The sequence below is a fragment of the Kaistella solincola genome, assembly GCF_000812875.1.
In the GTDB taxonomy this organism is placed as follows: Bacteria; Bacteroidota; Bacteroidia; order Flavobacteriales; family Weeksellaceae; genus Kaistella; species Kaistella solincola.
This window is the reverse complement of the sequence record NZ_JSYK01000003.1, coordinates 475863-500378: the sequence shown is the minus strand read 5'-3', so window position 1 is coordinate 500378 and position 24516 is coordinate 475863. Positions and strand designations below refer to the sequence as shown.

The window sequence follows — 24516 nt, the reverse complement described above, 5'->3', positions numbered from 1 at the left end:
AAAGAACGCTCTTACGCTGTGCTGAAAATTTAATCAAAACCGAAAAATTTGCCGTTAAAGCAGGTATTTTTTAAACCGATTTCTGGCGGTGAATGACTTTAAAACAAAGTGTGCTGAAAAAACCGCCGAGTAAAAATCCCACTGCAGCGCCCATTAAAATATCCATCGGAAAATGTACACCCAAATAAATTCTGCTGAAAGAAACCATGGCTGCCCAAAAGAATAAAATATAGGGCAAAACGGGCATTTTTTTCGAAAGTAGAAAACTCATCACAGTAGCGATGAAAAAAGTGTTTGAAGCGTGGCTGGAATAAAAACCTAATTTTCCGCCACATTTTACGGCGCGCATTAAACCTGTAAATGCCGGATCGTGACACGGCCGCAAACGCCCAATTCCGGATTTAAAAACTCCCGCCAGCTGATCGGAAACCGTAACGCCAAGCGCGACGAATATTAAAATAAATACGAGATTTCGGACGGAAAAATTTTTTAATAAAAGGTAAAAAAATATGACATAAAGCGGTACCCAAATCCAGGTTGAAGACATCATAATCCAAAACTGGTCGAAAGAAGTGGAACCCAAATTATTGAGTTCCAAGAACAGTTTTCTATCTTGCTGAATAAGCTCGTACATTTTAGCGGCTTACCGGTCCGTCGTGGGAATCGTCGTCAGCAAGGTTAATTTTTGGTTCTGCAGGAACAGCGTTTGTATCTTTCGGTAAATCCGCCATCGGGTTGTAATCCTGAGCGGCTTTTTTAACTTTATCGATCTCGCGCTTAATTTCGGCTACAGGATTATCGGTTTCTTTTAAAATTTCGGTTTTCACGTCTTCCACGGCGCCGCGCATTTTCCGAACTCCCTGACCAAGATCGCGCGCGATTTGCGGCAACTTATCGGGACCAAATAAAACCACGATTGCCAGCGCAATCATAAGCATTTCTCCTAAGCTTAATTCCATGGCGTAAAATTACAAAAGATTATGATATCTGATTTCATTTTTAAATTTTATTGCAAAAATTAAGGCTTTTAATTTTAAAGAATTTACGGGAAAACCAAGCTTTCAGTTTTTAAAAAATGAAATTTATTTGCCGCTGTTTAAAGCTTTTTTCTGCTTTCAAATAAATAATAAACCATCACAGCGCTTATGGACATTAATATAAATCCGAGGAAAAACGGAGCTCCGGCGAATTTAAAAGGTGCATCGTCGTGCGTGAAATAATAGAAAATATTCGTCATCAACGGCGGACCGATTATCGCGGTAAAACTCACCAAACTCGCCAAAGCACCCTGCAATTCGCCCTGTTCGTTTTTCGGTACCTGTGCTGAAATAACGGACTGTAGCGCCGGGCCTGCAATTCCACCCAATCCATATGGAACTAAAAATGCAAACATCATCCAACTTTCACTGGCAAAAGCAAAAAGTATCATTCCCACTGCGTAAAGTGACAAACCGTAAATTATGGTTCGCTCATTGCCCAGTTTCGGCTGAATGAAACGAATTAAATAACCCTGAACCAGCGCCGCCATTACACCAACTGCTCCGAGAGAAAGTCCGACGATTTTTTCGGTCCAGCCGAATTTATACATGGTAAAAAAGGTCCAGTTGGTTTGCACGGCGTGTCCGGCGATATAAACAAAAACCAAGGTTAGAATTAAGCCTAGAATTTCCGGATGTTTCCGAAGCTGCAACAGCGAACCGACAGGATTTGCGCGGCGCCAGTTGAACTCTCGCCGGTCTTTTTTTTCTAAACTTTCGGGCAAAATAAACCAGCCGTAGAGGAAATTTACCAAACACAAAATGGAAGCTGCATAAAACGGCACACGCGCGCCGTACTGACCGAGAAAACCACCGATTACCGGTCCCACAATAAAGCCAATACCGAAAGCTGCACCAATTAAGCCGAAATTTTTCGCGCGGTCTTTTTCGGTGGAAACATCAGCAATATAAGCACTCGCTGTTGTAATACTGGCGCCGGTGACACCCGAAAAAATACGGCCGACAAAGAGCCAAAAAATGGTAGGCGCTAATGCCTGAATCAAAAAATTTATTGAAAATCCGAGCAGCGAAAATAAAATAATCGGTCGTCGGCCGAATTTATCGCTGAGTCCGCCTAAAATTGAAGCAAAAATAAACTGCGTCCCCGCATAAGCAAAACTTAACCAACCTCCATATTGCGACGCAACGCTGAGATCGGAATTATGGATGAGCTCCTGGATTAGTTTCGGAACGACCGGAATGACAATTCCCCACCCCGTAATATCGATGATGAGGGTGATAAAAATAAAACCGACTGCGGCAGATTTCTGTTTTTTTTGCATTGCGGAAGTAAATATCGCTTTTTTTTGAAAAAATAGGCTGCTATTTAAGCAAAAAAAGTCCTTCGGATGAAGGACTTCAGATATAATAAATTTAAGATTACTCGCCAGTTTCTACCACTACAGGTTTTTCAGCGATAAGACTTTTCTTGGTTCCTTCCACACCCTTTTTCTTAAGCAGATCATAAGATACAGCAGAAGCAATAAACCAGGTGGAATAGGTACCAAAGCCGACTCCGATCAGAAGCGCAAACATAAAGCCTCTTAAATTTTCTCCACCAAAGACAAAAATAGCGAGAATAACGAGGAAGGTCATAAAGGCGGTGTTAAAGGTTCTACCTAATGTACTCGAGATGGAATCATTAAACAAACCTTCAAGAGTAACCGCTTTTTTCTCACCTAAATATTCCCGGATTCTGTCGAAGATAATTACAGTATCATTGATGGAATAACCTAGTACGGTTAAGATCGCTGCAATAAAATCCTGGTTGATCTCCATATTGAATGGCATCACGTTTTTCAAAAGTGAGTAAACTCCTAAAATTATGATGGCATCATGAAGTAAAGATGCAATAGCTCCTGTAGAAAACTGCCATCTTTTGAATCGCAAAAGAATGTAAAGGAAAATACCGGCAAGTGCGACCAGCAAAGCAATTACTCCGCCTGATTTAATATCATCTGCCACCGTCGGTCCTACTTTCACTGAGTTGATAATTCCATAATTACTACCCGAATCTTTGAATTCGCTAAGCTTTGCATTGGTCGGGAGATAAGGTTTGAGACCAGCGAAGAGTTTACGTTCTACATCCTGATCAGCTTCGAGGCTCTCCTCATCAATCCTGTAATCGGTTGTAATTTTCAGCTGGCTGCTATTTCCGTATGTTTTAACGTCGACTGCATTTTTCTGCCCTTCTGCGTCTACAAATTGTTTTTCTAAATTTACAGCGGCCTCATCAGCCACCACCGGATCCACAAATCGTACTACATAACTTCTTCCGCCCTGAAAATCTACTCCAAATTTAAACCCTTGCGTGAAAATGGAAACTAAACAGACTATGGTTAGAATTCCGGAGAAAATATAAGCGTATTTTCTTTTTCCAATGAAATCGAACCATGAGTTTCTAAAAATATTCTTACTGAATTTAGTCCAAACTGAAAGTGTTTTTCCTTTTTCCAATCTGCTAAAAATAAGAACTCTTGTAAGAAGTACACACGTAAACATCGAAAGGATAATACCGATTCCTAATGTAACCGCAAATCCCTGAATAGGTCCGGTTCCGAAAATATAGAGAACCACCGCAGTAAGCAGTGAGGTAATATTACCGTCGATAATCGCAGAAAGCGAGGATTTGAAACCTTCATTATAAGCTTCACGAATATTTTTTCCGGCAAAGAGTTCCTCCTTGGTTCTTTCATATACAATTACGTTCGCATCTATGGACATCGCCATGGAAAGCACGATACCTGCGATACCGGGAAGTGTGAGCGTGGCATCTACCGAATCCATAATTCCCATCAGGTAGAACAGGTTAAAGGAAATGGCAATAATCGCGTAAACACCGGCTCCACCGTAGTAGAACAACATATATAAAATAATAATAAGGAAAGCGATGATGAATGAATACATTCCCGCACTTACAGATTCTGCTCCAAGTGATGGCCCTACCACCTCTGCCTGAACCACTTTCGCGCTCGCAGGAAGTTTCCCGGCATCTAAAACATTCACCAAATCCTGAGCTTCTTCCTGAGAAAAGTTTCCGGAAATTTGGGTTCTTCCGTTCGGAATTTCGTTCACTACATTCGGTGCGGTGTACACCACATTATCCAGCGTAACCGCAACAGATTTGTTTACGTTTTTCGCAGTCATGGCTTTCCAGTCTTTAGATCCTTTGGAGTCCATCTGCATGTCGACAACTACTCTACCCATTTCGTCGTAGTTTACACGCGCAGATTCTACAGCACCATCAACCGGCGCTTTCTGGTTGATATTTCCACGGATCGCGTACAGCGTTAAATTATTGGGGTCTTTAGATTCCGGTTTATATCCCCACATAAACTGGGTATATTTAATGTTCGCCGGACGAAGTTCTTTCGCAACAGTAGAATTTAAAATTTTATTTACAGCTGCAGTATCAGATAATTTTACGTTACCAACTCCGCTGGAACGCAAGGAATTCAGCTGAAGCATACTCATCAAATCCGTATTTTTCGCCACGCCAATAGAATCTGCTTTTAACGGAACTACTGTCGACAATTGCTGCAAATACGGAATTGCTTCCTGAACAGTCTGTACTTCCCAGAACTGCAGTTTTGCAGAGGTTGCCAGCATTTTCTTTACACGGTCTATATCTGTACTTCCCGGCATTTCCACGGAAATTCTTCCGGTTCCGGGTACACGCTGCACGTTTGGCTGCGTAACACCCATTTTATCGATACGGGTTCGGATAACTTCATACGCCGCAGCTTCCGAAGCACTGATTTTTTCCCTTACCACATTTTTCACCTCTTCGTCGGTAGAGTTGTATTTAATTTCGGTAAGATTGGTGTTCCCGAAAATTTCCGGATCTGCCAGTTTCAGGTTGGTACCTTTTTCTTTATTTACCGCATCAAACTCAATAAAGAAATTATCAATATAATTTTTGGTTGAATTTTTCTGCGCTTTATCCGTTCTGTCAAGGGCTTCCAGAAGAATTGGATTGGTAGAGTATTGTGTTAAATCATTAACCAAATCTCTCTGATTGATTTCCAACAGCACGTTAATACCACCTTTCAAATCCAGACCCAGCTTCATTTCTCTTTCTTTCGCCCGCGAATAATACAATTTTGTAAAACCCAGGTTCAGCGTGTCTTTAGAAAGACGAGCCATTTCTTTCTGATATTTTACAGGGTCACCGCCAGCCAGTGCAGTTGCCTGCCTTTCGATTTTACCAGCATACCATGTTGGTAACAATTCATTTAGACAAATAAGTCCCAGAATAATCGCAACCAGCGTAATAAGTCCTTTTCCTTGCATTGTTAATAGTTTACAACATTAAAATTATAGTCGGCAAATATAATGATTTTCAATATAATTAAGAATGTTTTAACAATTTCCTTTCGAAATTAAAATATAAACTTGTACCTGTTAATTTTAAAGTATAAAACCAGAAAAATTTGCCGGTGTTTGGGCAAATTTTTCCGATCTGGAAGTAGAACTATTTTCAGGTTTAAATTCCCTCAGCTAAAAATTTCCTGCTTTAATGGCATTTTTTTTAAATTTTTAAAACAGCTAAATCTGAAAATTTTACCGTTTTAACGCCGAATTTTCTCGCGTTTAAATTTAATATCAAAACTTCCGAAAGCTGAAAAACAGAAAGTTGCATAAAAATTGATGCCTCTTTTACAAACAAAAACCCGGTATTATGAAAGATAAAGACATCAGTTACGGCGCTTTACACGGCAAAACGGTGGTTATTACAGGCGGCACCAGCGGCATCGGTCGCGCAGCTGCAGAAGCTTTCGCTTTAGAAGGTTGCAACGTCGTTATCGCGGCGCGCGGAAAGCAGGGATTAGATGAAACAGTTTCGCTCTGCCACGATTTGGGCGTTGTCGCTCTCGGTGTTCAAACCGATGTTTCCGATGCTTCGCAGGTTCAGGATTTAGCTGAAAAAGCTTTGCAGTTCAATGGCAGAATTGATGTTTGGGTGAATAATGCCGGAGTAATGGCAAGCGGAAAATTCGAAGAAATTCCCATTGAAACCACCGGCCAGGTCATTAAAACCAATCTTCTGGGTTTTGTTCACGGCGCACACGCCGTCATTCCGATTTTTAAAAAGCAGGGCGAAGGTGTTTTAATCAATAATGTTTCCATCGGCGGCTGGATGCCCGCGCCCTATTCCACCGCTTATTCGACAGCAAAATTTGGCATCCGCGGTATGGTGGAAGGTCTTCAGGGCGAACTTTCCAATGAACCAAATATTCACATCGTCGGTTTATATCCCGGAATTCAGCGGTCCACCGGAAATATGCATTCCGCAAAATACAGCGGCCTCAATTTTAAAATTCCGCCTTTTTCCGTAGATCCGCGACAGCTGGCAGCGCATATGGTAGAAGCGGCTAAAAATCCGCAAAAAAGCATGATCACCGACGGTTACGCGAAAATGGCGAAAATTATGTATAGCTTTTTTCCGGAAACCATCATCAATACAGCATCGGCGCTTTTGCGTCTCAATATGAAACCCGACGCAAATACCAACACTGACGGAAATGTGCGACGACCATCGAAAGATCCGCACCGGATTTACGGTGAAATGGCGGTAAAATTACCATCGAAAAAAACGCAGACTTTAATGATGACCGCTGCCGGTGTCGCACTCGGATTTTTACTTGTAAATGCAGCAACCAAAAATAAAGCGCCGGAATTTAATTAAAAAATTTCATGCTTCTAACCGGGAATTTTTTTAATTAAATTTCCGTCCATCAAAATGAAAAAATATGCCGCTTTAGGGGCATATTTTTTTTGATTTGCTGATGATAAATTTAAAAATTTATTTCACTTTTTCCAGACATCTTTTAGCGAATCGACTTCATTATCCCGAAAAGCTTTTACCATAGAAAGTCCTTCGATAAAATGATTGGCGTAGATCGAAACGTCATTAAACATTTCCGAGCGCTCAATTTCGGCAGTTGGCTGGTTTTATTTAACTCAATTAGTTTTAATAAAATTTCGTCGGTGTTCATCAATAATTTATTTTGAAAAAAACACCCATTTAGCCGACAATTTATTTTGTACGCCAGCGCGTCTCGCGCCAGTTTTTTTGCGCTTCTTTGGTGAGAAAAGTCCAGGCGATAATGCGGCTGGATTTATTGCCGGTGCCGAGCGGAATAGTTTTCAGCCCGGTGACTTCAAGGTCATTTAAAGTTTTATAAATTCCCTTCAAATTCGATTGTTTCGAAACCAAAGTCGAAAACCAAAAGCAGTTTCCCAAAAATTCTTTGCTTTCGGTCATCATTTTGTGGATGAAAGCCGCTTCGCCACCTTCGTAAATCAGCTCGCTTTGAAGTCCGGAAAAATTTAGCTCAGCCTTTTTTACCTGCTTTTTGACCAGATTTTGCACTTTTCTACGCGAACCCTTTTCCGCTTCTTCGGGTGTTGCATGAAATGGCGGATTGCAAACGGTCAAGTCAATTTTCTCGGAATCGCTAATGATTCCGGTGAAAATATTCTCAGAATTTTGCTGAAGCCGAAGCGTGATTTTATCTTCTAACTTTGGATTAGCTTCTACAATTTTCCGGGCAGAATCGAGGGATTTTTCGTCAATATCTGAACCGATAAAATTCCATCCATATTCCGCAACACCGATGATCGGATAAACCGCGCTCGCACCAATACCTATATCCAGACAGGTGATTTTTTCAACGTCGGGCATCGTTCCGAAATTGCTTTGCGCCACCAAATCTGCCATAAAATGGATATAATCGGCGCGGCCGGGAATTGGCGGCGTGAGGTTTTCATTCGGAAAATCCCATTTTTCAATGCCATAATAATGGTGAAGCAATGCTTTATTTAAAAGTTTCACCGCGGCGGGATTGGCAAAATTCACCGATTTTTCGCCGTATTTATTGGGCTTTATATGCTTTTCCAAGTCGGGCTGAACTTTAAGCAAAGCTTCCAGATCATATTTTTCGCGGTTTTTATTTCGCGGGTGAAGGCGTGCTTTTTTAGTTATATTTTTTTCTGATGACATTTTTTGGGCGTTATTTGGGCAAATTTTTAGTAAATATAAGGAAAGGAAAACGAGGCATTTAAAAATAATTATATTAAAAAAGCGACTTTTCAGCCGCTTTTATTTTAAATCGTCATTGAAAAAATCCGCGTTTCAGGTTTGTTTCGAAGCATGCGAAGGTCAAAAGTCATGGCGACATTTCTGGTGAAAGCGCGGCCTTTTTCGGTAATTTTAATGGAATTTCCTGAAATTTCCACCAAACCGTCGGCTTCCATTTCTTCCAAAGCTTTCAGTGAATTTTCAATTTCGGGGAAGCTGTTCTGCAAATCCCAGGAAGTTTCCAGACGGCACATCAGGTTCAAAATATGTTTTCTGATAATTAAATCTTCTTCATTTAAAACGTGACCTTTAACCACAGGAATAATGCCTTCTTCCACGAGTTTCTGGTATTCTTCAACGGTTTTATTGCTTTGCGCAAACGCGTACCAGGAATCGGAAATCGCAGACATTCCCAGACCAACCATCAGTTTGGTTTTGCTGGACGTGTAACCCATGAAATTCCGGTGAATGTCGCCTGAAATCATGGATTGGTAAAGGTCATCGTGCGGCAAAGCGAAATGGTCCATTCCCACTTCAATGTAGCCCAATTCTTCGAGCAGTTTTTTTCCGTTGGTATACAGTTTACGTTTTTCTTCGCCGCTTGGCAAATCATTTTCATCGAAACCTCTTTGCCCAACGCCTTTAATCCACGGCACGTGCGCGTAAGAATAAAACGCCAAACGGTCCGGCTTCAGCTCCAAAGTTTTGCGAATGGTAAATTCCATTTTTTCCCAGGTATGGAAAGGTAAACCGAAAACCAAATCGTGAGAAATGCTTCTGTAGCCAATTTCTCGGGCCATTTCCGTCACATTTTTTACATTTTCAAAAGGCTGGATTCTGTTGATGGCTTTCTGAACTTTCGGGTCATAATCCTGCACGCCAAAACTTGCGCGGCGGAAACCGAGATCATATAAAGTCTGTAAATGTTCCCGCGTTGTATTATTCGGGTGACCTTCAAAAGAAAATTCCGGATGCTCAGCGATTTCTGCTTTTGCAAAAATACCTTCAAGCAAAATTCTGAGGTTTGCGGGCGAGAAAAATGTCGGTGTGCCGCCGCCGAGGTGAAGTTCCTTAATTTTCGGTGTTCTGCCGAATACTTTTAAATATAAATCCCATTCCTTTAAAACCGATTCCAGATACGGCGTTTCTACGGAATGCTGTTTCGTGATTCGCTTGTGGCACGCACAAAAAGTGCATAACTGCTCGCAAAACGGCAGGTGAATATAAAGCGAAATACCTTCGGTATCGTTGGTTTCATTAAAGGTTTTGATGACAGACTGCTGCCACAAATCGCCAGTAAAACTCGCGTCGTCCCAAAAAGGAACGGTTGGATACGAGGTGTAGCGCGGTCCGGGAATATTATATTTGTCGATTAAAGAATTCATCGGAAGTAGATTTTATTTCGGAATTTCGTTTTGAAATTTCACTGTGCAAAAGTACAAAATAAGTTAACGATGCTGAAAGGAAACACCGAAAGTTCTACCGCGCGATAATGAGTTTAGTCAGGTTTAAAATAAATTTTGGAAAAGAATTTATTTAGTTTTTGCGTTGATTTTCATCTTGATGATGCGGTTTTTACCGGCAAAAACAAGGTTATTTTCATCAATCCAATCGCACACGTAGAGGCCTTTTTCTTCTGAAATGGTTTTCCAGGTTTTGCCGTAGTCCTCAGAAAATTCGATGTTCTGGTCGCCGACGGCGATGACATCTTTTCCTTTAGAATTCGGGCGGAATTTCACGCAGGTTTTGTATCCGCCATTTTTTCCGGAAGCCTGAATTTGCCAGGTTTTTCCGCCGTTTTTTGTCGTCGCGATATTGTTGATGTCTTCCGTTTGTTTCGTATAGTCGCCGCCTACAGCAATTCCAAAATTTTCATCTAAGAAATCAATGGAATAAATTCCCTGCGAAGAAGTTCCCTGAACGAACGGCGTTTCAAAAATTTGAATTTTTCCCGTTGTAAGGTTTAGTTTTAAAATCCTTGAAGCAATGCCGCCGGTCGCAATCCAGATGTTGTTTTTAAAGCCGGCAATGTTTGTATTGCTTGCAGCAAAAGCGGCTTCGCCTTTTTTAAGTTTAACCTCATCGTGAAGAAAATTTATTTCGAACTTATTGTGATCTGAAAATTTTGCCAGTTTTAACTTTAAATTTTCTTCGGGATCGCTAAAGCTGAAAAAGTTTTCACCATTAAAAAATAAGGCGTCGTAGAAGGCATTTTTTGCAGAATCGGTGTAGATGATTTCCGACTGCATTGTTTTCTTATGGATTTTAAAAAAGTACGCCGGACTTTCAATATTGATGGCGTAAAAATGCGTTTGGTTTTGAGCTAAAGTCCGGAACTGCAGATTTTTTTCGAACAATTTCACCTGTTCTTTGTCGGTTGAATCGCATAGATTTACATAACCAAATTTTGAATCCGTTCCGGAATACCAAACTTTTCCATCCCAGATTTCTAAAGCACGAATGGAAATATTGTCATTTAACAAAGTTTGAATTTCAACTTTTTGAGCGAAAGTCCACATATTTAAAAAAGCAAAAATGTACAGCAAAAATTTTTTCATTGTTGATTATTTTTAAAAAATCCCGCTAAAAAGGCGGGATCTAATTTTATTTTTGATTCATTTTCGAATGCTTTCTACTGTAAACAAAATAGATTATCAAGCCGAGCAAGAGCCAAATTCCTAAACGCTCCCAGCTTTCGATCGGTAAACCTGCCATCAAAGCTACACAAATTATGACCCCGAGAATCGGTAATAATGGGACAAAAGGAACGCGGAAACCACGCACGGCATTTGGATTGGTTTTTCTCATCACGATGACGCCAATACAAACCAAAGCAAACGCAAATAAAGTTCCTATACTTACCATGTGACCTAAATCTGAAACCGGTACGAATCCTGCGAACAAGCTTACGAAGACCATAAAAATAAGATTGGTTTTCCAAGGAGTGTGTCGCTTTTCGCTTACATCGCTGAAGAATTTTGGCAACAAACCGTCGATACTCATACTGTAGAAAACGCGGCTTTGGCCCATCAGCATCACCAACATTACCGAAGTGTAGCCCGCAATAATCGCGATGGTTAATGCTGAATTAAGGAAAGTATAGCCGGTTTTCGCAAAAGCTGTAGTTACAGGACTTGCATCACCTTTGAAATTCAGATAATTTTCTAAACCTGTCAAAACGTAAGAAAATAATACATATAAAATGGTGCAGATGATCAGGGAACCAATAATACCGATTGGCATTCCTTTTTGCGGGTTTTTCGCTTCCTGCGCAGCGGTACTTACGGCATCAAAACCGATGAAAGCAAAAAATACAACTCCAGCACCGCGTAAAATTCCGCTCCAGCCGTAATGACCGAAATATTCACTGTTGAAAAACTCAAAAAAGCCCATTTGACCTTGATTCATCAAAACTTCACCTTGATTCACGGGAATGAACGGCGTATGATTTTCGGGATTGATGAAACCCCAACCAAGTGCGATAAACACAAGAACTACGGTTACTTTTAGGATTACGAGAACGTTATTGATAAATGCAGATTCTTTAGTACCTCTAATTAGAAGCAATGAAAGTAGGCAAATAATTAAAATCGCAGGTAAATTTACATAACCCGGAGTTTCATCCCAAGGACCATGTAGAACTGAATTTGGTAACTCGATGCCAAATGTCAAGAGGAATTTCGCCACATATTGTGACCACGAAGCTGCTACCGTAGCGGCGCCCAAGGCATATTCCAGCACCAAATCCCAACCGATAATCCAGGCGATAAATTCACCCATTGTTGCGTAGGAGTACGTGTATGCGCTACCCGCGATCGGAATCATGGAGGCAAATTCAGCGTAACATAAACCTGCAAACGCACAACCTAGCGCAGCTAAAATAAAAGAATAAGTTACCGCAGGACCAGCATTATCTGCAGCGGCGATTCCGGTAAGAGAAAACAGTCCGGCTCCGATAATTGCACCGATTCCTAAAGCTACAAGAGAAGTCGCGCTGAGCGTTCTCTTAAGACCTTTTTCTGATTCTTCGGCAGTTTCTAAAAGCTGACTGAGGGATTTCGTTTTCCAAAGATTTGACATTTTTTATTTGTTTAAGATTTCCAAAAATATAAAAATTTAGTAATTATTAACGTTTTTACCTCAAAAAACTTTTACAATCGCCAACTGAAAGTAGTAAAAAGCTGACTTTCATGATAAAGAATGAATTTGCGCATTTTTCATTTTAAAACTTAAAAGATTTAATGGTAAAAGCTGCTTTTGAAAATTGGTTAACTTTATTGGATGATTTTAAAAGATATTTTTGAAGAAGAATTGGTAAAGGAAATCGAAGCATCGGGAAACCTGAAACATTTTACCGCCGGCGAAACCATCGTAAATATGGATGCTTATATCAAAAGTATTCCGGTGGTGGTTTCGGGCAGCATCAAAGTAATCCGAAGCGAAGAAGACGGCAGAGAAATTTTGCTTTATTATTTGACGCCAGGCGAAAGTTGCATCGTTTCAATTCTGGCCGGAATGAAAAATGAAACTTCAAAAATCACAGCGATTGTGGAAGAAGATGCAGACATCATGCTGATTCCGACAGACAAAGCCAAAGAATGGGTGAAAAAATATCCTGCCTGGACGGCATTTATTTTCGATTTGTATCAGAAGCGTTTTGAAGAATTGCTGGATGTGGTGAACTCCGTGGCCTTTCAGAAAGCAGATGCGCGTTTGCTGCACCTCATCAGACAGAAAGCGCAGCTTTATAATTCCAAAGAAATTTCGGTGACGCATCAGCAGCTCGCGGATGAGCTCGGCATTACGCGCGAGGCCACAAGCCGCGTTTTAAAGCAAATGGAAAAAGAAAAAATTCTGAAGCTTTCGCGCAACAAAATTCAGCTTCTGTGATAAAGATTACGGTACGCCGCATTTTGATGCTGTACTTTTGCTGCATCAAAACAACTTAAATTTTAAAAAAATGTTAGAACTAATTAATAATTTTTTGGGTTTCAGTAAAACCGATTATGCCGAACTGGTAAAAAACGGTGCAAAAATCGTAGATGTGCGCAGCAAAGGCGAATACGCAGGCGGACATATTAAAGGTTCGGTGAATATCCCGGTGGATCAGCTTGAAAATAATTTGGGCAAACTGAAGGATAAAAATAAAACCATTATCACCTGTTGTGCTTCCGGAATGCGCAGCGCTTCAGCGAAAACCATCCTTCAGAAAAATGGTTTTACAGATGTGCACAATGGCGGCGGTTGGGCAAGTTTAAACCAGAAAATATAAAAATATGCCCAAAATGCGCCGAAAAAATGACGCGTTCTTTTTAAAGTAAAAATATGCCGCTAAAACGGCATTTTTTCTTTTATAGCTATTTAGAATTCTGTTCGTAAGTTGAAATTTATTTTTCTAAAAACTTATCTTTGAAGTCATGAATTTCTACGAACTCTTCCTGAAACCTTACGAATCCTACGATAATTTTCAAATTGCACTCGAAGCCATTGCGACAATTTTCGGTGTTTTAAGCGTATATTTTTCAATTAAAAAAAATATTTGGGTTTATCCGACCGGGATAATTTCTACGGTTTTATACGTTTATATTCTGTTCAAATTCGGTTTGCTCGGCGATATGATGATCAATTTTTATTACACCGTGATGAGCATCTACGGCTGGATTCTTTGGTCTAAAAGCTCCGAAGATCACATTCATGTTGACGTTTCCTGGGCTACAAAAAAAGAGTGGTTTTTTGCCGGAATTTTATTTGCGCTGAGTTTAATTCTCGTCACTTTGGTTTATTATTACAAGCCGTTCATAGACAACAAATTTTCGATGCAAAACGTGCAACTTGGTTTATATCATTTAGATTGGGCGAACTGGCTGGATGTTTTCACTACGGCAATCTTCCTCGTCGGAATGTGGCTCATGGCAAAACGCAAAATCGAAAACTGGATTTTCTGGATCATCGGCGACATTATCTGCATTCCGATGATGATTTACAAAGGTTTGGGAATCACTTCTATTCAGTACGTAGTTTTTACAGTGATGGCCATCGCCGGCCTGATCGAATGGAAAAAGGCTCCTAAAGCCAATCACGCCAACTGACGAAATCTATGCGTCTGCTCGGCTTTTGATAAAGAATTGAGTATCTTTGCAATCCCAAAATTTCGGGCTTAAAACCACAATTTTTATGCAAAATACCATCGAATTTTTTAAATATCAGGGCACCGGAAATGACTTTGTCATGATCGATAACCGCGATCTTATTTTCCCGAAAGAGCGCGAAATCATCGAAAATTTATGCGACCGACGCTTCGGCATCGGTGGCGACGGACTTATTCTGCTTGAAAACGATCCCAAAGCGGATTTCAAAATGGTGTATTACAACTCCGATGGAAATGAAAGCACCATGTGCGGGAACGGCGGCCGCTGTCTCGTGGCTTTCGCGCACTTTCTGGATATTTTCGAGAATCACACCACTTTTAACGCCATCGATGGTTTACATGAAGCCGAAATTCACAACGGAACGGTTAAACTTAAAATGATCGATGTGGATTCCATTAAAAAAATTGATGGTGATTTTGAGCTAAATACAGGTTCGCCCCATTTCGTGACGTTTGTAGAAATGTTAAAAGATTATAAAGTTTTGGAAAAGGGTAACAAAATCCGAAATTCAGCGTCTTATTGTGAGGAAGGAATCAATGTAAATTTCGTGCAAAAAGTTGCGGATAACGAAATTTTCATCCGAACCTACGAGCGCGGCGTGGAGGATGAAACTTTCAGCTGTGGGACAGGCGCTACCGCAGCAGCACTGGTTTTCCTGAAAGATAAAAAATTGCCCTCGGTGAAGGTGAAAGTTTTAGGTGGAAACCTGAAAGTTTATGCGGAACGTGACGGTGAAGGCTTTAAAAATATTTGGCTCGAAGGTCCTGCAAAACAGGTTTTTAAAGGAAAATTCGATTTATAAGATATCAACAAAAAAATGAAACAAAACGGGCGAATTATTTCAATTATTGCAATTCTGATTTTGGTGGTCGGCGGTTTTTTCGGCTACAAGTATTACCAGAAATTTTACGGCAATAATGTGGTGAAAGAAGGCTATGTTTTAATTCCGCACAGCGCAAATTTTGAATCGATTTTAGATTCAATTTCGCCTTTCCTGAAGAATAAAGAAGATTTCGAGGAAGTTGCCAGAAACAAGAATATGGACCGCTTTTTCCAAGCCGGACGTTATAAAATTGAAACCGGAACAGACAATACGCATTTGGTAAATATGATTAAAGCGGGGAACCAAACAGAAAATTCCTTCCGGATTGGGGATTTTTTTACGGTTTACCAAATGATCGGAAAAGTGGCAAAAAAAACGGAGCTGGATTCCTTACGTTTTGCAAAAGATTTAAATAAAATTGCGGCAGACAAAGGTTTAAATAACGCCGAAGATCTGAAAAAATATTTCTTCATCGACACCTATAACTTTTTCTGGACCGTGACGCCGGAAGTATTTTTTAAGAAATTCGAAGATGAGTATAACGATTTCTGGACTCCGGAAAGAAAAGCAAAAGAAAAGCAACTCGGTTTAAGCAGAGACCAAATTTATGCCCTCGCATCGCTGGTTTACAAAGAAACCGGAGGTAAACCGGATGAAATGAAAACCGTTGCAGGATTATATTTGAACCGCCACCGAAAAGGTATGAAACTGCAAAGTGATCCGACGGTAATTTACGCGGTAAACAAGGCGAATAATTTCGAAGGAACTCCGATAAAAAGGGTTTTATATAAGCATTTGCGCGAAGCTTCGCCATACAACACCTACTTTTCAGCGGGTATTCCGCCGGGACCAATTTGTATGGTCGATAAAAATTCGGTAGACGCGGTTTTGAATGCTGAAAAAAATGATTTTATTTTCATGGCGGCAGATCCTGACAGGCTTGGTTTTCACCGCTTCACCGCAAGTGACACCGAACACGCAAAAAACGCGAAGGATTATCAACAGTGGTTGAATTCTAAAAACATCAGATAATTTAAAAAATGAGAAATTTCGGTGTTTTAAGCCGTTTTTTTTTGAATTTGATAATTTTCAAACAAACATTTATTTTAACTTTTATAGAAATAAGTAATCAGTACAAGGATAAACTAATATTATGAGGAACAGGATTGAGATTTCATCCATCATTAAGAAACGAACTTTAGGACTAGCTTTCGTTTTAGGTGCAGCAAGTTTAGCTTTTGCACAGGAAAAAATAAACGTAAGCGGAAAAGTAGTAGGACCGCAAAACGCGGCAGTGCCTTACGCATCAGTAACTTTCAGCAACAAAGCGAACAAAATGTTCAGCGATGCCACTTTGGCAGATGAACAGGGCGCTTTCCAAATCGCTTTAACTCCCGGAAACTACGACATTATCGTTGAAGCTATCGATTTTAAAAAATCAACGCTTAACAAGCAAATTTCTACATCGGGCAACCTCGGAAACTTTACCGTGCAGCCGGAAGCTTCCATCACCAACACCAAAACTTCAGACATTCAGGGTGTTGTAATTACCGCGCAGGCGACCAAAGCTTACCGCGTGGAAATCGATAAAAAAGTGTATGATCCATCTTTGGACATCGTAGCAAAAGGCGGAAATCTTCAGGATGTTTTAGCAAACGTACCTTCCGTGGATGTTGATACAGACGGAACCGTTTCCATGCGTGGAAATTCCAATATCAGATTTTTGATTAACGGAAAACCTTCCTCAATGTTAGGAATTGATGACGGTGCTAACGCATTACAGTCTATACCAGCAGACCAGATTGAAAGAATCGAGGTAATTACAAATCCGTCGTCAAAATACGAAGCGAGCGGAACTGCGGGAATCCTGAATATCATTCTGAAAAAATCAAAAAAAGTTGGTTTTAACGGTAGTGTTGAAGGAACTGTTGGTTATTTGCCGACAACGCGTTTGAATACCAATTTAAGCTGGAGAAAAGGCGCCTGGACGTATTACATCAATGGTGGCGGCGGCTACAGCAGAAATAAATCTCAAAATAATTCCGAATTTAATTCTTTCCTCGATCCTGCAGGATTGAACGACGGTTTTTCAATGAAATCCATTCAGCGCGGAAGCAACGATGGTGAAAATAAAAATTACAACGTAACGACAGGATTTGTGGTTGATTTAACCGACAAATCTTCGCTAAATGCGTCGGTAATGTTTCGAACTTTCAATAATGAATCTACAGGCGAAACCAATTACTTCGACAGCGTTATTAAAAAAGACCGCAACAGTGCAACTTATCCAAACGTGCCGTACACTATTGAGGAACAGTTTACCAACCGTTTGAATACCGGAAACAGCGTAAACAACTCTTTCCAGGGAGATTTGGGTTACGACTTAAAAATCGACGATAACGGCCAGGCAATCTCTTTGGCGGGAAGTTATCAGAAAAGCAAAAGCGACGGAACGTCTTACATTACAGAAAACGGTTATGATAATGAATTTGACGTTGCTACAAGCAGTTTTAATAACATTCTTACCACTTCGGATAACACCAAATATTTAGCAAAAGCAGATTATGAATTGCCGATTGGTGAATCATCTAAAATTGAAGCGGGGGCGCGTTTCGATGCGAACAAAAACGATTACGATTACTTCGTAGACGAGAGCAGAAATAATGGTCCGGTAGAAATTTTACCAAATTTCACCAGTACCACTTCTTATAACGAAAACGTGCTTGCAGGTTACGCACAGTTCAAAAGCAAAATCAATAATTTCGGTTATCAATTGGGTTTAAGAGCTGAAAATACGGACATCAGCGTAGATTTCCAGCGTGTAAGCGATGCTGAAAAAATCAGTGTTGATAAGAATTATCTTAAATTCTTCCCGAGTGCATTTTTAAGCTATGATTTAAACAAAAACAATCAGTTGCTTTTAAATTATTCCCGAAGAATCAACCGTCCGCGCTCGTTTTTCCTAATTCCGTTTATGTCGTATAATAACAACAGAAACTTATTCAGCGGAAATCCGGATTTGAACCCGACTTACGAAAACTCTTTCGAATTAGGTTACAGCTTATCGAAAAGCAAGGTGACTTTTAACCCAACTTTATATTACAAAAAGTCTGAGGACGAAGTTAACTTCTACCAATACAGCGGCCTGAACGCAGATGGAAATACCGTAATTTACACCATGCCGGTGAACGCTGGTACAGAAACACAATATGGTGTAGACATCAATGCGACTTTTGATCCGTTCAAATGGTGGAAATTGATGGCGAGTGCAGATCTTTACGGATATAAAAACGAGGGTTCTTATGAAAATTTCGATTTCTCCGGAGACGGATTTTCTACCAGATTCCGTTTGACAAGTACTTTCAAACCAACAAAAACTACAAGTTTCCAAATCCAGGGCTTCTATCGTGGTGCTGAAAATACCGTTTCGCAAACCAGAGAGCCAATGTATGCTGTGAATCTTGGTGCGAGCCAAACCATTTGGAAAGGCGACGGCACAATTTCCTTCAACATTCAGGACATTTTCAACACCAGAACGCGTGAGAATTTAACCACCACGCCAACGTATTCGCAGTACAGCTTTATGCAGTGGCAGCCGCGCCAGTTCAGCATTTCACTGAGCTACCGTTTCAAGCAAGGTGATAAAGTGGATGGTCCGAAACGTAAAAAAGACATTAACAGCAATACAGCCGGTGACGAAGAACAAGGTCCACCAATGTAATTGATGAATTAAATTATAATGAAAGTCCCGTTTTTTGCGGGACTTTTTTTAGGCGTTAAAAGGGCATTTTTTTCAGTCTAAATTTTTCAAAAATTTGCTGCTAAAGCACGGAATTTTTCTGTTTTAAAAATTTTCAAAAAATTCCGCTTAAAGACAGCATTTTTTTCTTTTTTAAATTTTAATTGAACTCATTAAGCCAAAAAAAATCAGGCATGAACAGCCTGATTTTTCAATTTTCTAAAAGGTTTTTTAAACAGCGAGGTAACCGCCGTCCACCGCGTAATAACTTCCGGTGACAAATGAAGCGTCATCTGAAGCAAGGAAAAGACACATGTTGGCGATTTCCTCCGGCTGACCTAAGCGCCCGAAAGCGTGTTTGCCTTCCAGCATATTCAGCGCCTCTTTACCCATAGTTTCTTCACTGACCAATCCGGTGTAAATAAATCCTGGCCCGATAGCGTTTACACGCAAATTATCTTTACCATAATCCCACGCCGCAGTTTTCGTTAAACCTACGACGCCGTGCTTCGCGGCAACATAACCGGCAGAACCACCGAAACCAGCTTGCCCCAAAATGGAAGAAATATTAATGATACTTCCTTTCCCTGATTTCAGCATTTCGGGAATCTGATATTTCATGCCGTAGAAAACTCCGGATAAGTTGATCGAAATTACTTTTTCCCAACCTTCGGTTGACATATCTCCTACTTTATTGCTTTCACCACCAATTCCGGCGTTATTTACCGCGATATGCAGTCCACCGAATTTTTCTACCGTTTCTTTAACCAGTCGTTTGTGATCTTCGATATTAGCAGAATCTGCTTTTACAAAAAGTGCTTCACCACCTTCTTTCTTTATCATTTCCACCACTTCATTTCCGTGCTCTTCATTAATGTCACTCACCGTCACTTTTGCACCTTCTTTCGCGAAAAGCAATGCGGTTGCTTGTCCAATTCCAGATCCGGCGCCTGTAATAATTGCGACTTTATCCTGTAACTTTTTCATAATAAATTGTTTTAAGATTTACTCAAATTTACCGCTATATAAATGGTTGGACGTTGATGTAGGTTAAAATTCAGCTATTTATGATTTTTATCGTGTGCCGCATTTATCTGTTCTAAATCTTTCAGCGCCGGACCAATCAGCACTTTTCCCAGCGCGTCGAAACGTGAGCCGTGGCACGGGCAATCCCAGGATTTTTCGCTTGGGTTCCATTGCACGTGGCAGCCCATGTGCGTACATTTCGCATCGAAGAAATGCAGTGAGCCACTTTTATCCCGATATACTGCGCACGCGTCACCATCAACATCTGCAAGCTTTCCTTCATCGTTTGGAATTTGGTCTAAATCTGAAATTTCGTCAGGATTAAAACGGTCTTTTATAAGGTTGGAAACGGTGTCCACATTTTCTTTAATTACCTGCTTCGCGCTCGCGACAGGTTTAATGCGCGACGGAGACAGCATTTTTGAAAGGTCAGTTTCTACACCATTTATTAAATCCGGGATAATTAATGAAACCATTGTTCCGAAGTTCATTCCGTTTCCGTTATAGCCGGTGCACAGGTAAATGTTTTCTTCGCCCGGCATCTTCCCGATGTACGGCAAACCGTCCGCCGGAATATAATACTGCGCTGACCATTGGTTTTCGATATGCTCAAATTTTATGCGGTCGCGCACATACTTTTCAAGTTCTTTAAAACGGTTTTCGGTATCCGGTTCTTCACCGGTTTTATGGTCAAATCCGCCCGCAATCAAATAATATTGGTTGTCGGATTTGTGGTAACGCAGGTAATGATATGGCTCTTCCAGGTCAGCTGTTTGCGCTAATTTGCTTGGCGGACCGGAAAGCTTCGCGCTCATCGCATAACTTCGGTATGGCGCTACAAGTAGATTAAAGCGGCTGTCACCCGTGGCGTGGTGTGTAGCCCAAACCACCGATTTTGCTTCAAAGGTTTTTCCGTCTGAAGTTTCCACTTTTACAACGTCGTTTTCTTCTGTACAATCCTTAACCTGAGTTTGGTTTAAAATTTTTCCACCTTTTTTCTCATATTCTTTTAAAAGAGCTCTGATGTATTTTAAAGGATGAAACTGTGCCTGACCGTGGATTTCAACAGCTTTTACAAACGGAAGGTTAAAGGGAATATTTTGCGTAGGTTTTGTTTCGATACCAACTTTTTGGTGTGCTTCCAGAATGTCCTCAAGCTTTTTATTCTGATTTTCTTCACTGCTGAAAAGGTAAAAATCAACTTCGGCAAATTCGCAGGCAATGCCATATTTCTGTACATTTCGCTTGATGTATTTCACGGTTTCCTTCGCCGCGTCTGCTAAAACTTTTGCATTGTCTTCACCGAAATTGCTGATGACATCATCGTAGGAAGAATCGAAAAAATTATTGATATGCGCCGTAGTTCTGCCGGTCGTCCCGAAACCAGGATGCTCTTTTTCAATGATTAAACACTTTTTGCCGTTTTGCTGTAATTCATTAGCTAAAGTAATTCCCGTAATTCCGGCGCCGATGATGATTACATCAAATTTTTGGTGGTCCACATTGGTTTTTTCCGGGCTGATGTGATTTTCCCAGAAGCTTTTGGTATTTCCTGCCTGATTCATAATTTATTTGGATTTAGGTGTGATTTTTTACGGCGCAACCATGGATTTGGAACCATAATTGTAAAAAACTTTTGCAGCAATAATTGGGCAAACCACAGCATATAACTTCAAGATTTAAAAAGCTTAACTAATTTTTAAGAAATGAAAACTGCCGACCAGAAAGTATTAAGCGAATTGTCACAAGTACTGCGCGACCAAAAGCTCACCATCGCGGTAGCGGAAAGTTGCACCGCCGGACTTCTGCAAAATACCTTATCGCAAGCAGAACAGGCGATGTCTTTTTTTCAGGGCGGAATGACGGTGTATAACGTAGGACAAAAAGCGAAACAGCTCAACATTAACCCTATTTTTGCGGAAGAAAACAACGCGGTATCCAAAGAAATCGCGGAGCAAATGGCGCTTGAAGTCGCGGAAAAATTCAACGCCGAGCTTGGTTACAGCATCACGGGTTTTGCGCGGCCTGTTCCGGAAGAAAATGTCCCCGCTTGCTTTGCTTACATTGCGCTTGCTCAAAATTCGAAAATAATTCTGTCAAAAAAAATTACCGGCGACGCCGAAAAAGAATTGCAGGACAATCAAAGTATTTTTATCAATAAAATGATCAAAGAATTACTAAAGACTGTAAAAAAAAGAAGGTAAAACGACATTTTTTTCAATTCTTTAAATAACAAAAAAACACTGTTTTTACCGCCAAATTTCTATTATACAAATTCAAAAAAATGCCGCTAAAACGGCATTTTTTTTAATATTAATTTCTTGTTTCCAGATACTTCTGCCACTCCCAAGTTGTTCGTAAGGCTTCTTCCAAAGTTGTTTCGGCTTTCCAGCCCAGTTCCCGTTCGGCTTTATCAGCATTCGCATATGCGATGGTAATGTCACCGGCACGACGCTCGCAAATCTGATACGGCACTTTTACGTCATTCGCAGTTTCAAAGGCATTTACCACTTCCAAAACCGAAGAACCTTTGCCAGTTCCAAGATTATATATATCGATAACCGTTTCTTCTATTTCGGCTAAAAGTTTCTGCAAAGCTTTTACGTGCGCCTTTGCCAAATCTACCACATAAATATAATCGCGGATCGCGGTGCCGTCTTCAGTAGGATAATCATTTCCCCAAATCGACAGTTTTTCACGAATTCCAGAGGCGGTTTGTGTCACGTAAGGGACCAAATTGTTCGGAACACCAATTGGCAATTCGCCTAAAAGCGACGTTGGGTGCGACCCAATCGGATTAAAATAGCGCAGCAATGAAACTTTCTTTTTATAGGCGACCGCAAAATCTTTCAGAATTTCTTCGCCCATTTGCTTCGTTTTTCCGTAGGAGGATTCCGGCATTTTCAGCGGCGTATTTTCATCGATCGGTTGCTCGTCTGCCTGGCCGTAAACCGTGCACGAGGAGCTGAAAATAAAGTTTGAAATATTTCTGGCTTTAAACTCCTGCAAAATATTGATGAGTGAAAACAAATTATTTTCGTAATAATCCAAAGGTTTTTCCTGACTTTCACCAACTGCTTTAAAAGCTGCGAAGTTGATACAGCCGTCAATTTGATGAGCATCAAAAAGTTGCGCCAGAAGCTCTTTTCTTTTTAAATCGAAAGGATAAAAAATGGGTTTTTTACCGGCTACTTCGGCAATATTTTCCAAAATAAATTTTTCGGAATTGGATAAATCATCAACGATGATGACTTCAAAATTATTCTGTAAAAGTTCCACAACCGTGTGTGACCCGATGTAACCGAGCCCGCCCGTAACTAATATTGTTTTCATAAAATGTGTTTAATCTTTATTCATAAATTCTAAAACAGCTTCCGAAATATATTTCAGCTGTACTTCATCAAGCTCTGTATGCATCGGCAAAGAAATTACTTCTTCCAGCAATTTATCGGTGTTTTCAAAATCAGCATCGTCGCTTTCCTGAAAATAGGCTTTTTGTTTGCGCAAAGCCACGGGATAATAAATCATGGCAGGGATTTCCTTTTCGCTCAGAAACTGCTGCAGTTCGTTGCGCTTTCCGTTTAGAATTCGTAAAGTATATTGGTGAAAAACGTGCGTGGAATAATCGGCTCTTTCAGGCGTCAAAATATTTTCGTGGCCCGAAAAAGCTTCGTCATAATAATCAGCAGATTTTCTTCTTGCTTCGTTATAACTGTCCAAAAGCGGCAGTTTTTTTCGTAAAACCGTCGCCTGTATGCTGTCTAAGCGAGAATTTACACCAACTTCATCGTGGTAATATCTTTCGTACATTCCGTGGTTTACAATGCCGCGGATTTGGTGCGCCAAATCATCATCGTTGGTCATAATTGCGCCGCCGTCGCCGTAGCAACCTAAATTTTTCGACGGGAAAAAGGAAGTTGTCCCTATAGTTCCCATCGTGCCGGATTTTTTTACCGTTCCGTCGGAAAAAGTGAAATCAGCACCAATCGCTTGCGCGTTGTCTTCAATAACTGCAAGATTGTGCTCTTTGGCAATTTTCAGGATTTCTTCCATATTCGCGCATTGCCCGAACAGGTGTACCGGAATAACAGCTTTGGTTTTGTCGGTAATAGCAGCTTTTAATTTCTCTGTATCCATGGTGAATGTACCGTAATCTACATCCACCAAAACTGTTTTTAATTTAAGCAGGTGAATGACCTCCACGGTGGCCGCAAAAGTGAAATCTGCGGTGATAATTTCATCACCTTCTTCTAACTTCAGCGCCATAAGCGCGATTTGAAGCGCGTCTGTTCCGTTCGCACACGGAATAACATGTTTTATATCGAGATAGTGTTCTAATTCAGACTGGAAAAATTTGACTTCTGGGCCGTTGATAAAAGCAGCGGAATCAATTACGTTTAAAATTGCGTTATCAACCTCGGATTTTATCTTATAATATTGACTTTGAAGGTCAACCATTTGAATTTTTTTCATAAAAAATATTTCCTCAAATTTAGCAAAATTAAATTTTCAAAAAAAGTAAACCTCAGCTTAATATTCCCAAGCTTTTTAAAACGGAAGCAAAAATTTTAGCTAAATCTTATTTAGCCAAAAAAGAAAAAAATGCCCTTAAAGCACCAAATTTTTTAGAAATACTAAAAGAAAAACTCCAAAAAAAT

General features: G+C 40.3%; 20 protein-coding genes. 8 read left to right on the top strand and 12 right to left on the bottom strand.

Annotation, left to right across the window (positions count from 1 at the left end):
* Positions 1-70: 70 nt before the first annotated feature.
* The 4 genes from OA84_RS06315 to OA84_RS06300 form a co-directional block, all read right to left on the bottom strand.
* Complete coding sequence (locus OA84_RS06315; RefSeq protein WP_039343908.1) at positions 71-634, bottom strand: phosphatase PAP2 family protein; 564 nt, start codon at positions 632-634, stop codon at positions 71-73.
* 1 nt (position 635) lies between these two features.
* On the bottom strand, positions 636-959 hold the full coding sequence (locus OA84_RS06310) for a Sec-independent protein translocase subunit TatA/TatB (RefSeq protein ID WP_039343906.1): 324 nt from the start codon (positions 957-959) through the stop codon (positions 636-638).
* Between the two features lie 137 nt (positions 960-1096).
* A complete protein-coding gene (locus OA84_RS06305) occupies positions 1097-2320 on the bottom strand; it encodes a TCR/Tet family MFS transporter (RefSeq protein WP_039343905.1) in 1224 nt (407 codons plus the stop codon).
* A gap of 97 nt (positions 2321-2417) precedes the next feature.
* Entirely contained in the window at positions 2418-5330 is a 2913-nt protein-coding gene (locus OA84_RS06300; protein ID WP_039343903.1) for a protein translocase subunit SecDF, read from the bottom strand.
* Between the two features lie 388 nt (positions 5331-5718).
* On the opposite strand from OA84_RS06300, the gene OA84_RS06295 reads away from it, so the two are divergent.
* Positions 5719-6726: an SDR family oxidoreductase gene (locus OA84_RS06295; RefSeq protein WP_039343901.1), complete on the top strand. Its 1008-nt coding sequence runs from the start codon at positions 5719-5721 to the stop codon at positions 6724-6726.
* A 351-nt stretch (positions 6727-7077) separates the two neighbouring features.
* Here OA84_RS06295 and rlmF read toward each other — a convergent pair whose 3' ends face one another.
* The 4 genes from rlmF to OA84_RS06275 all read right to left on the bottom strand — a co-directional run bounded on the left by rlmF (position 7078) and on the right by OA84_RS06275 (position 12201).
* On the bottom strand, positions 7078-8043 hold the full coding sequence (gene rlmF, locus OA84_RS06290) for a 23S rRNA (adenine(1618)-N(6))-methyltransferase RlmF (protein WP_039343899.1): 966 nt from the start codon (positions 8041-8043) through the stop codon (positions 7078-7080).
* Between the two features lie 104 nt (positions 8044-8147).
* On the bottom strand, positions 8148-9506 hold the full coding sequence (hemN, locus tag OA84_RS06285; RefSeq protein ID WP_039343897.1) for an oxygen-independent coproporphyrinogen III oxidase: 1359 nt from the start codon (positions 9504-9506) through the stop codon (positions 8148-8150).
* Between the two features lie 147 nt (positions 9507-9653).
* Entirely contained in the window at positions 9654-10679 is a 1026-nt protein-coding gene (locus OA84_RS06280) for a WD40/YVTN/BNR-like repeat-containing protein (RefSeq protein WP_039343895.1), read from the bottom strand.
* Positions 10680-10725: 46 nt separating this feature from the next.
* Positions 10726-12201 (bottom strand): amino acid permease, encoded by a 1476-nt coding sequence (locus OA84_RS06275; protein WP_039343893.1) that lies wholly within the window; start codon positions 12199-12201, stop codon positions 10726-10728.
* 201 nt (positions 12202-12402) lie between these two features.
* Here OA84_RS06275 and OA84_RS06270 point away from each other — a divergent pair, with 201 nt between their 5' ends.
* From OA84_RS06270 to OA84_RS06245, 6 genes are all read left to right on the top strand, one after another.
* Entirely contained in the window at positions 12403-13011 is a 609-nt protein-coding gene (locus OA84_RS06270) for a Crp/Fnr family transcriptional regulator (RefSeq protein ID WP_039343891.1), read from the top strand.
* Positions 13012-13081: 70 nt separating this feature from the next.
* Complete coding sequence (locus OA84_RS06265) at positions 13082-13393, top strand: rhodanese-like domain-containing protein (RefSeq protein WP_039343889.1); 312 nt, start codon at positions 13082-13084, stop codon at positions 13391-13393.
* Positions 13394-13538: 145 nt separating this feature from the next.
* A complete protein-coding gene (gene pnuC / locus OA84_RS06260) occupies positions 13539-14210 on the top strand; it encodes a nicotinamide riboside transporter PnuC (protein WP_039343887.1) in 672 nt (223 codons plus the stop codon).
* 85 nt (positions 14211-14295) lie between these two features.
* On the top strand, positions 14296-15072 hold the full coding sequence (dapF, locus tag OA84_RS06255) for a diaminopimelate epimerase (RefSeq protein WP_039343885.1): 777 nt from the start codon (positions 14296-14298) through the stop codon (positions 15070-15072).
* Positions 15073-15087: 15 nt separating this feature from the next.
* Entirely contained in the window at positions 15088-16125 is a 1038-nt protein-coding gene (gene mltG / locus OA84_RS06250) for an endolytic transglycosylase MltG (RefSeq protein ID WP_039343883.1), read from the top strand.
* 121 nt (positions 16126-16246) lie between these two features.
* Positions 16247-18814 carry a TonB-dependent receptor gene (locus OA84_RS06245; protein ID WP_039343881.1) on the top strand — a complete coding sequence of 856 codons (2568 nt, stop codon included), beginning with the start codon at positions 16247-16249 and terminating at the stop codon, positions 18812-18814.
* A gap of 249 nt (positions 18815-19063) precedes the next feature.
* Here the strand turns inward: OA84_RS06245 and OA84_RS06240 are convergent, their stop codons facing one another.
* Both OA84_RS06240 and OA84_RS06235 read right to left on the bottom strand, forming a co-directional pair.
* Positions 19064-19819 (bottom strand): SDR family NAD(P)-dependent oxidoreductase, encoded by a 756-nt coding sequence (locus OA84_RS06240; RefSeq protein WP_039343879.1) that lies wholly within the window; start codon positions 19817-19819, stop codon positions 19064-19066.
* A 74-nt stretch (positions 19820-19893) separates the two neighbouring features.
* Complete coding sequence (locus tag OA84_RS06235) at positions 19894-21423, bottom strand: FAD-dependent oxidoreductase (RefSeq protein WP_039343877.1); 1530 nt, start codon at positions 21421-21423, stop codon at positions 19894-19896.
* Positions 21424-21564: 141 nt separating this feature from the next.
* On the opposite strand from OA84_RS06235, the gene OA84_RS06230 reads away from it, so the two are divergent.
* Positions 21565-22062 carry a CinA family protein gene (locus OA84_RS06230; protein WP_039343874.1) on the top strand — a complete coding sequence of 166 codons (498 nt, stop codon included), beginning with the start codon at positions 21565-21567 and terminating at the stop codon, positions 22060-22062.
* Between the two features lie 109 nt (positions 22063-22171).
* On the opposite strand, the gene galE is transcribed toward OA84_RS06230, so the two are convergent.
* Together galE and OA84_RS06220 are read right to left on the bottom strand one after the other, a co-directional pair.
* Positions 22172-23191, bottom strand: a complete 1020-nt coding sequence (galE, locus tag OA84_RS06225) for a UDP-glucose 4-epimerase GalE (RefSeq protein ID WP_039343872.1) — start codon at positions 23189-23191, stop codon at positions 22172-22174.
* A gap of 9 nt (positions 23192-23200) precedes the next feature.
* Positions 23201-24331: a DegT/DnrJ/EryC1/StrS family aminotransferase gene (locus tag OA84_RS06220; protein WP_039343870.1), complete on the bottom strand. Its 1131-nt coding sequence runs from the start codon at positions 24329-24331 to the stop codon at positions 23201-23203.
* Positions 24332-24516: the final 185 nt, after the last annotated feature.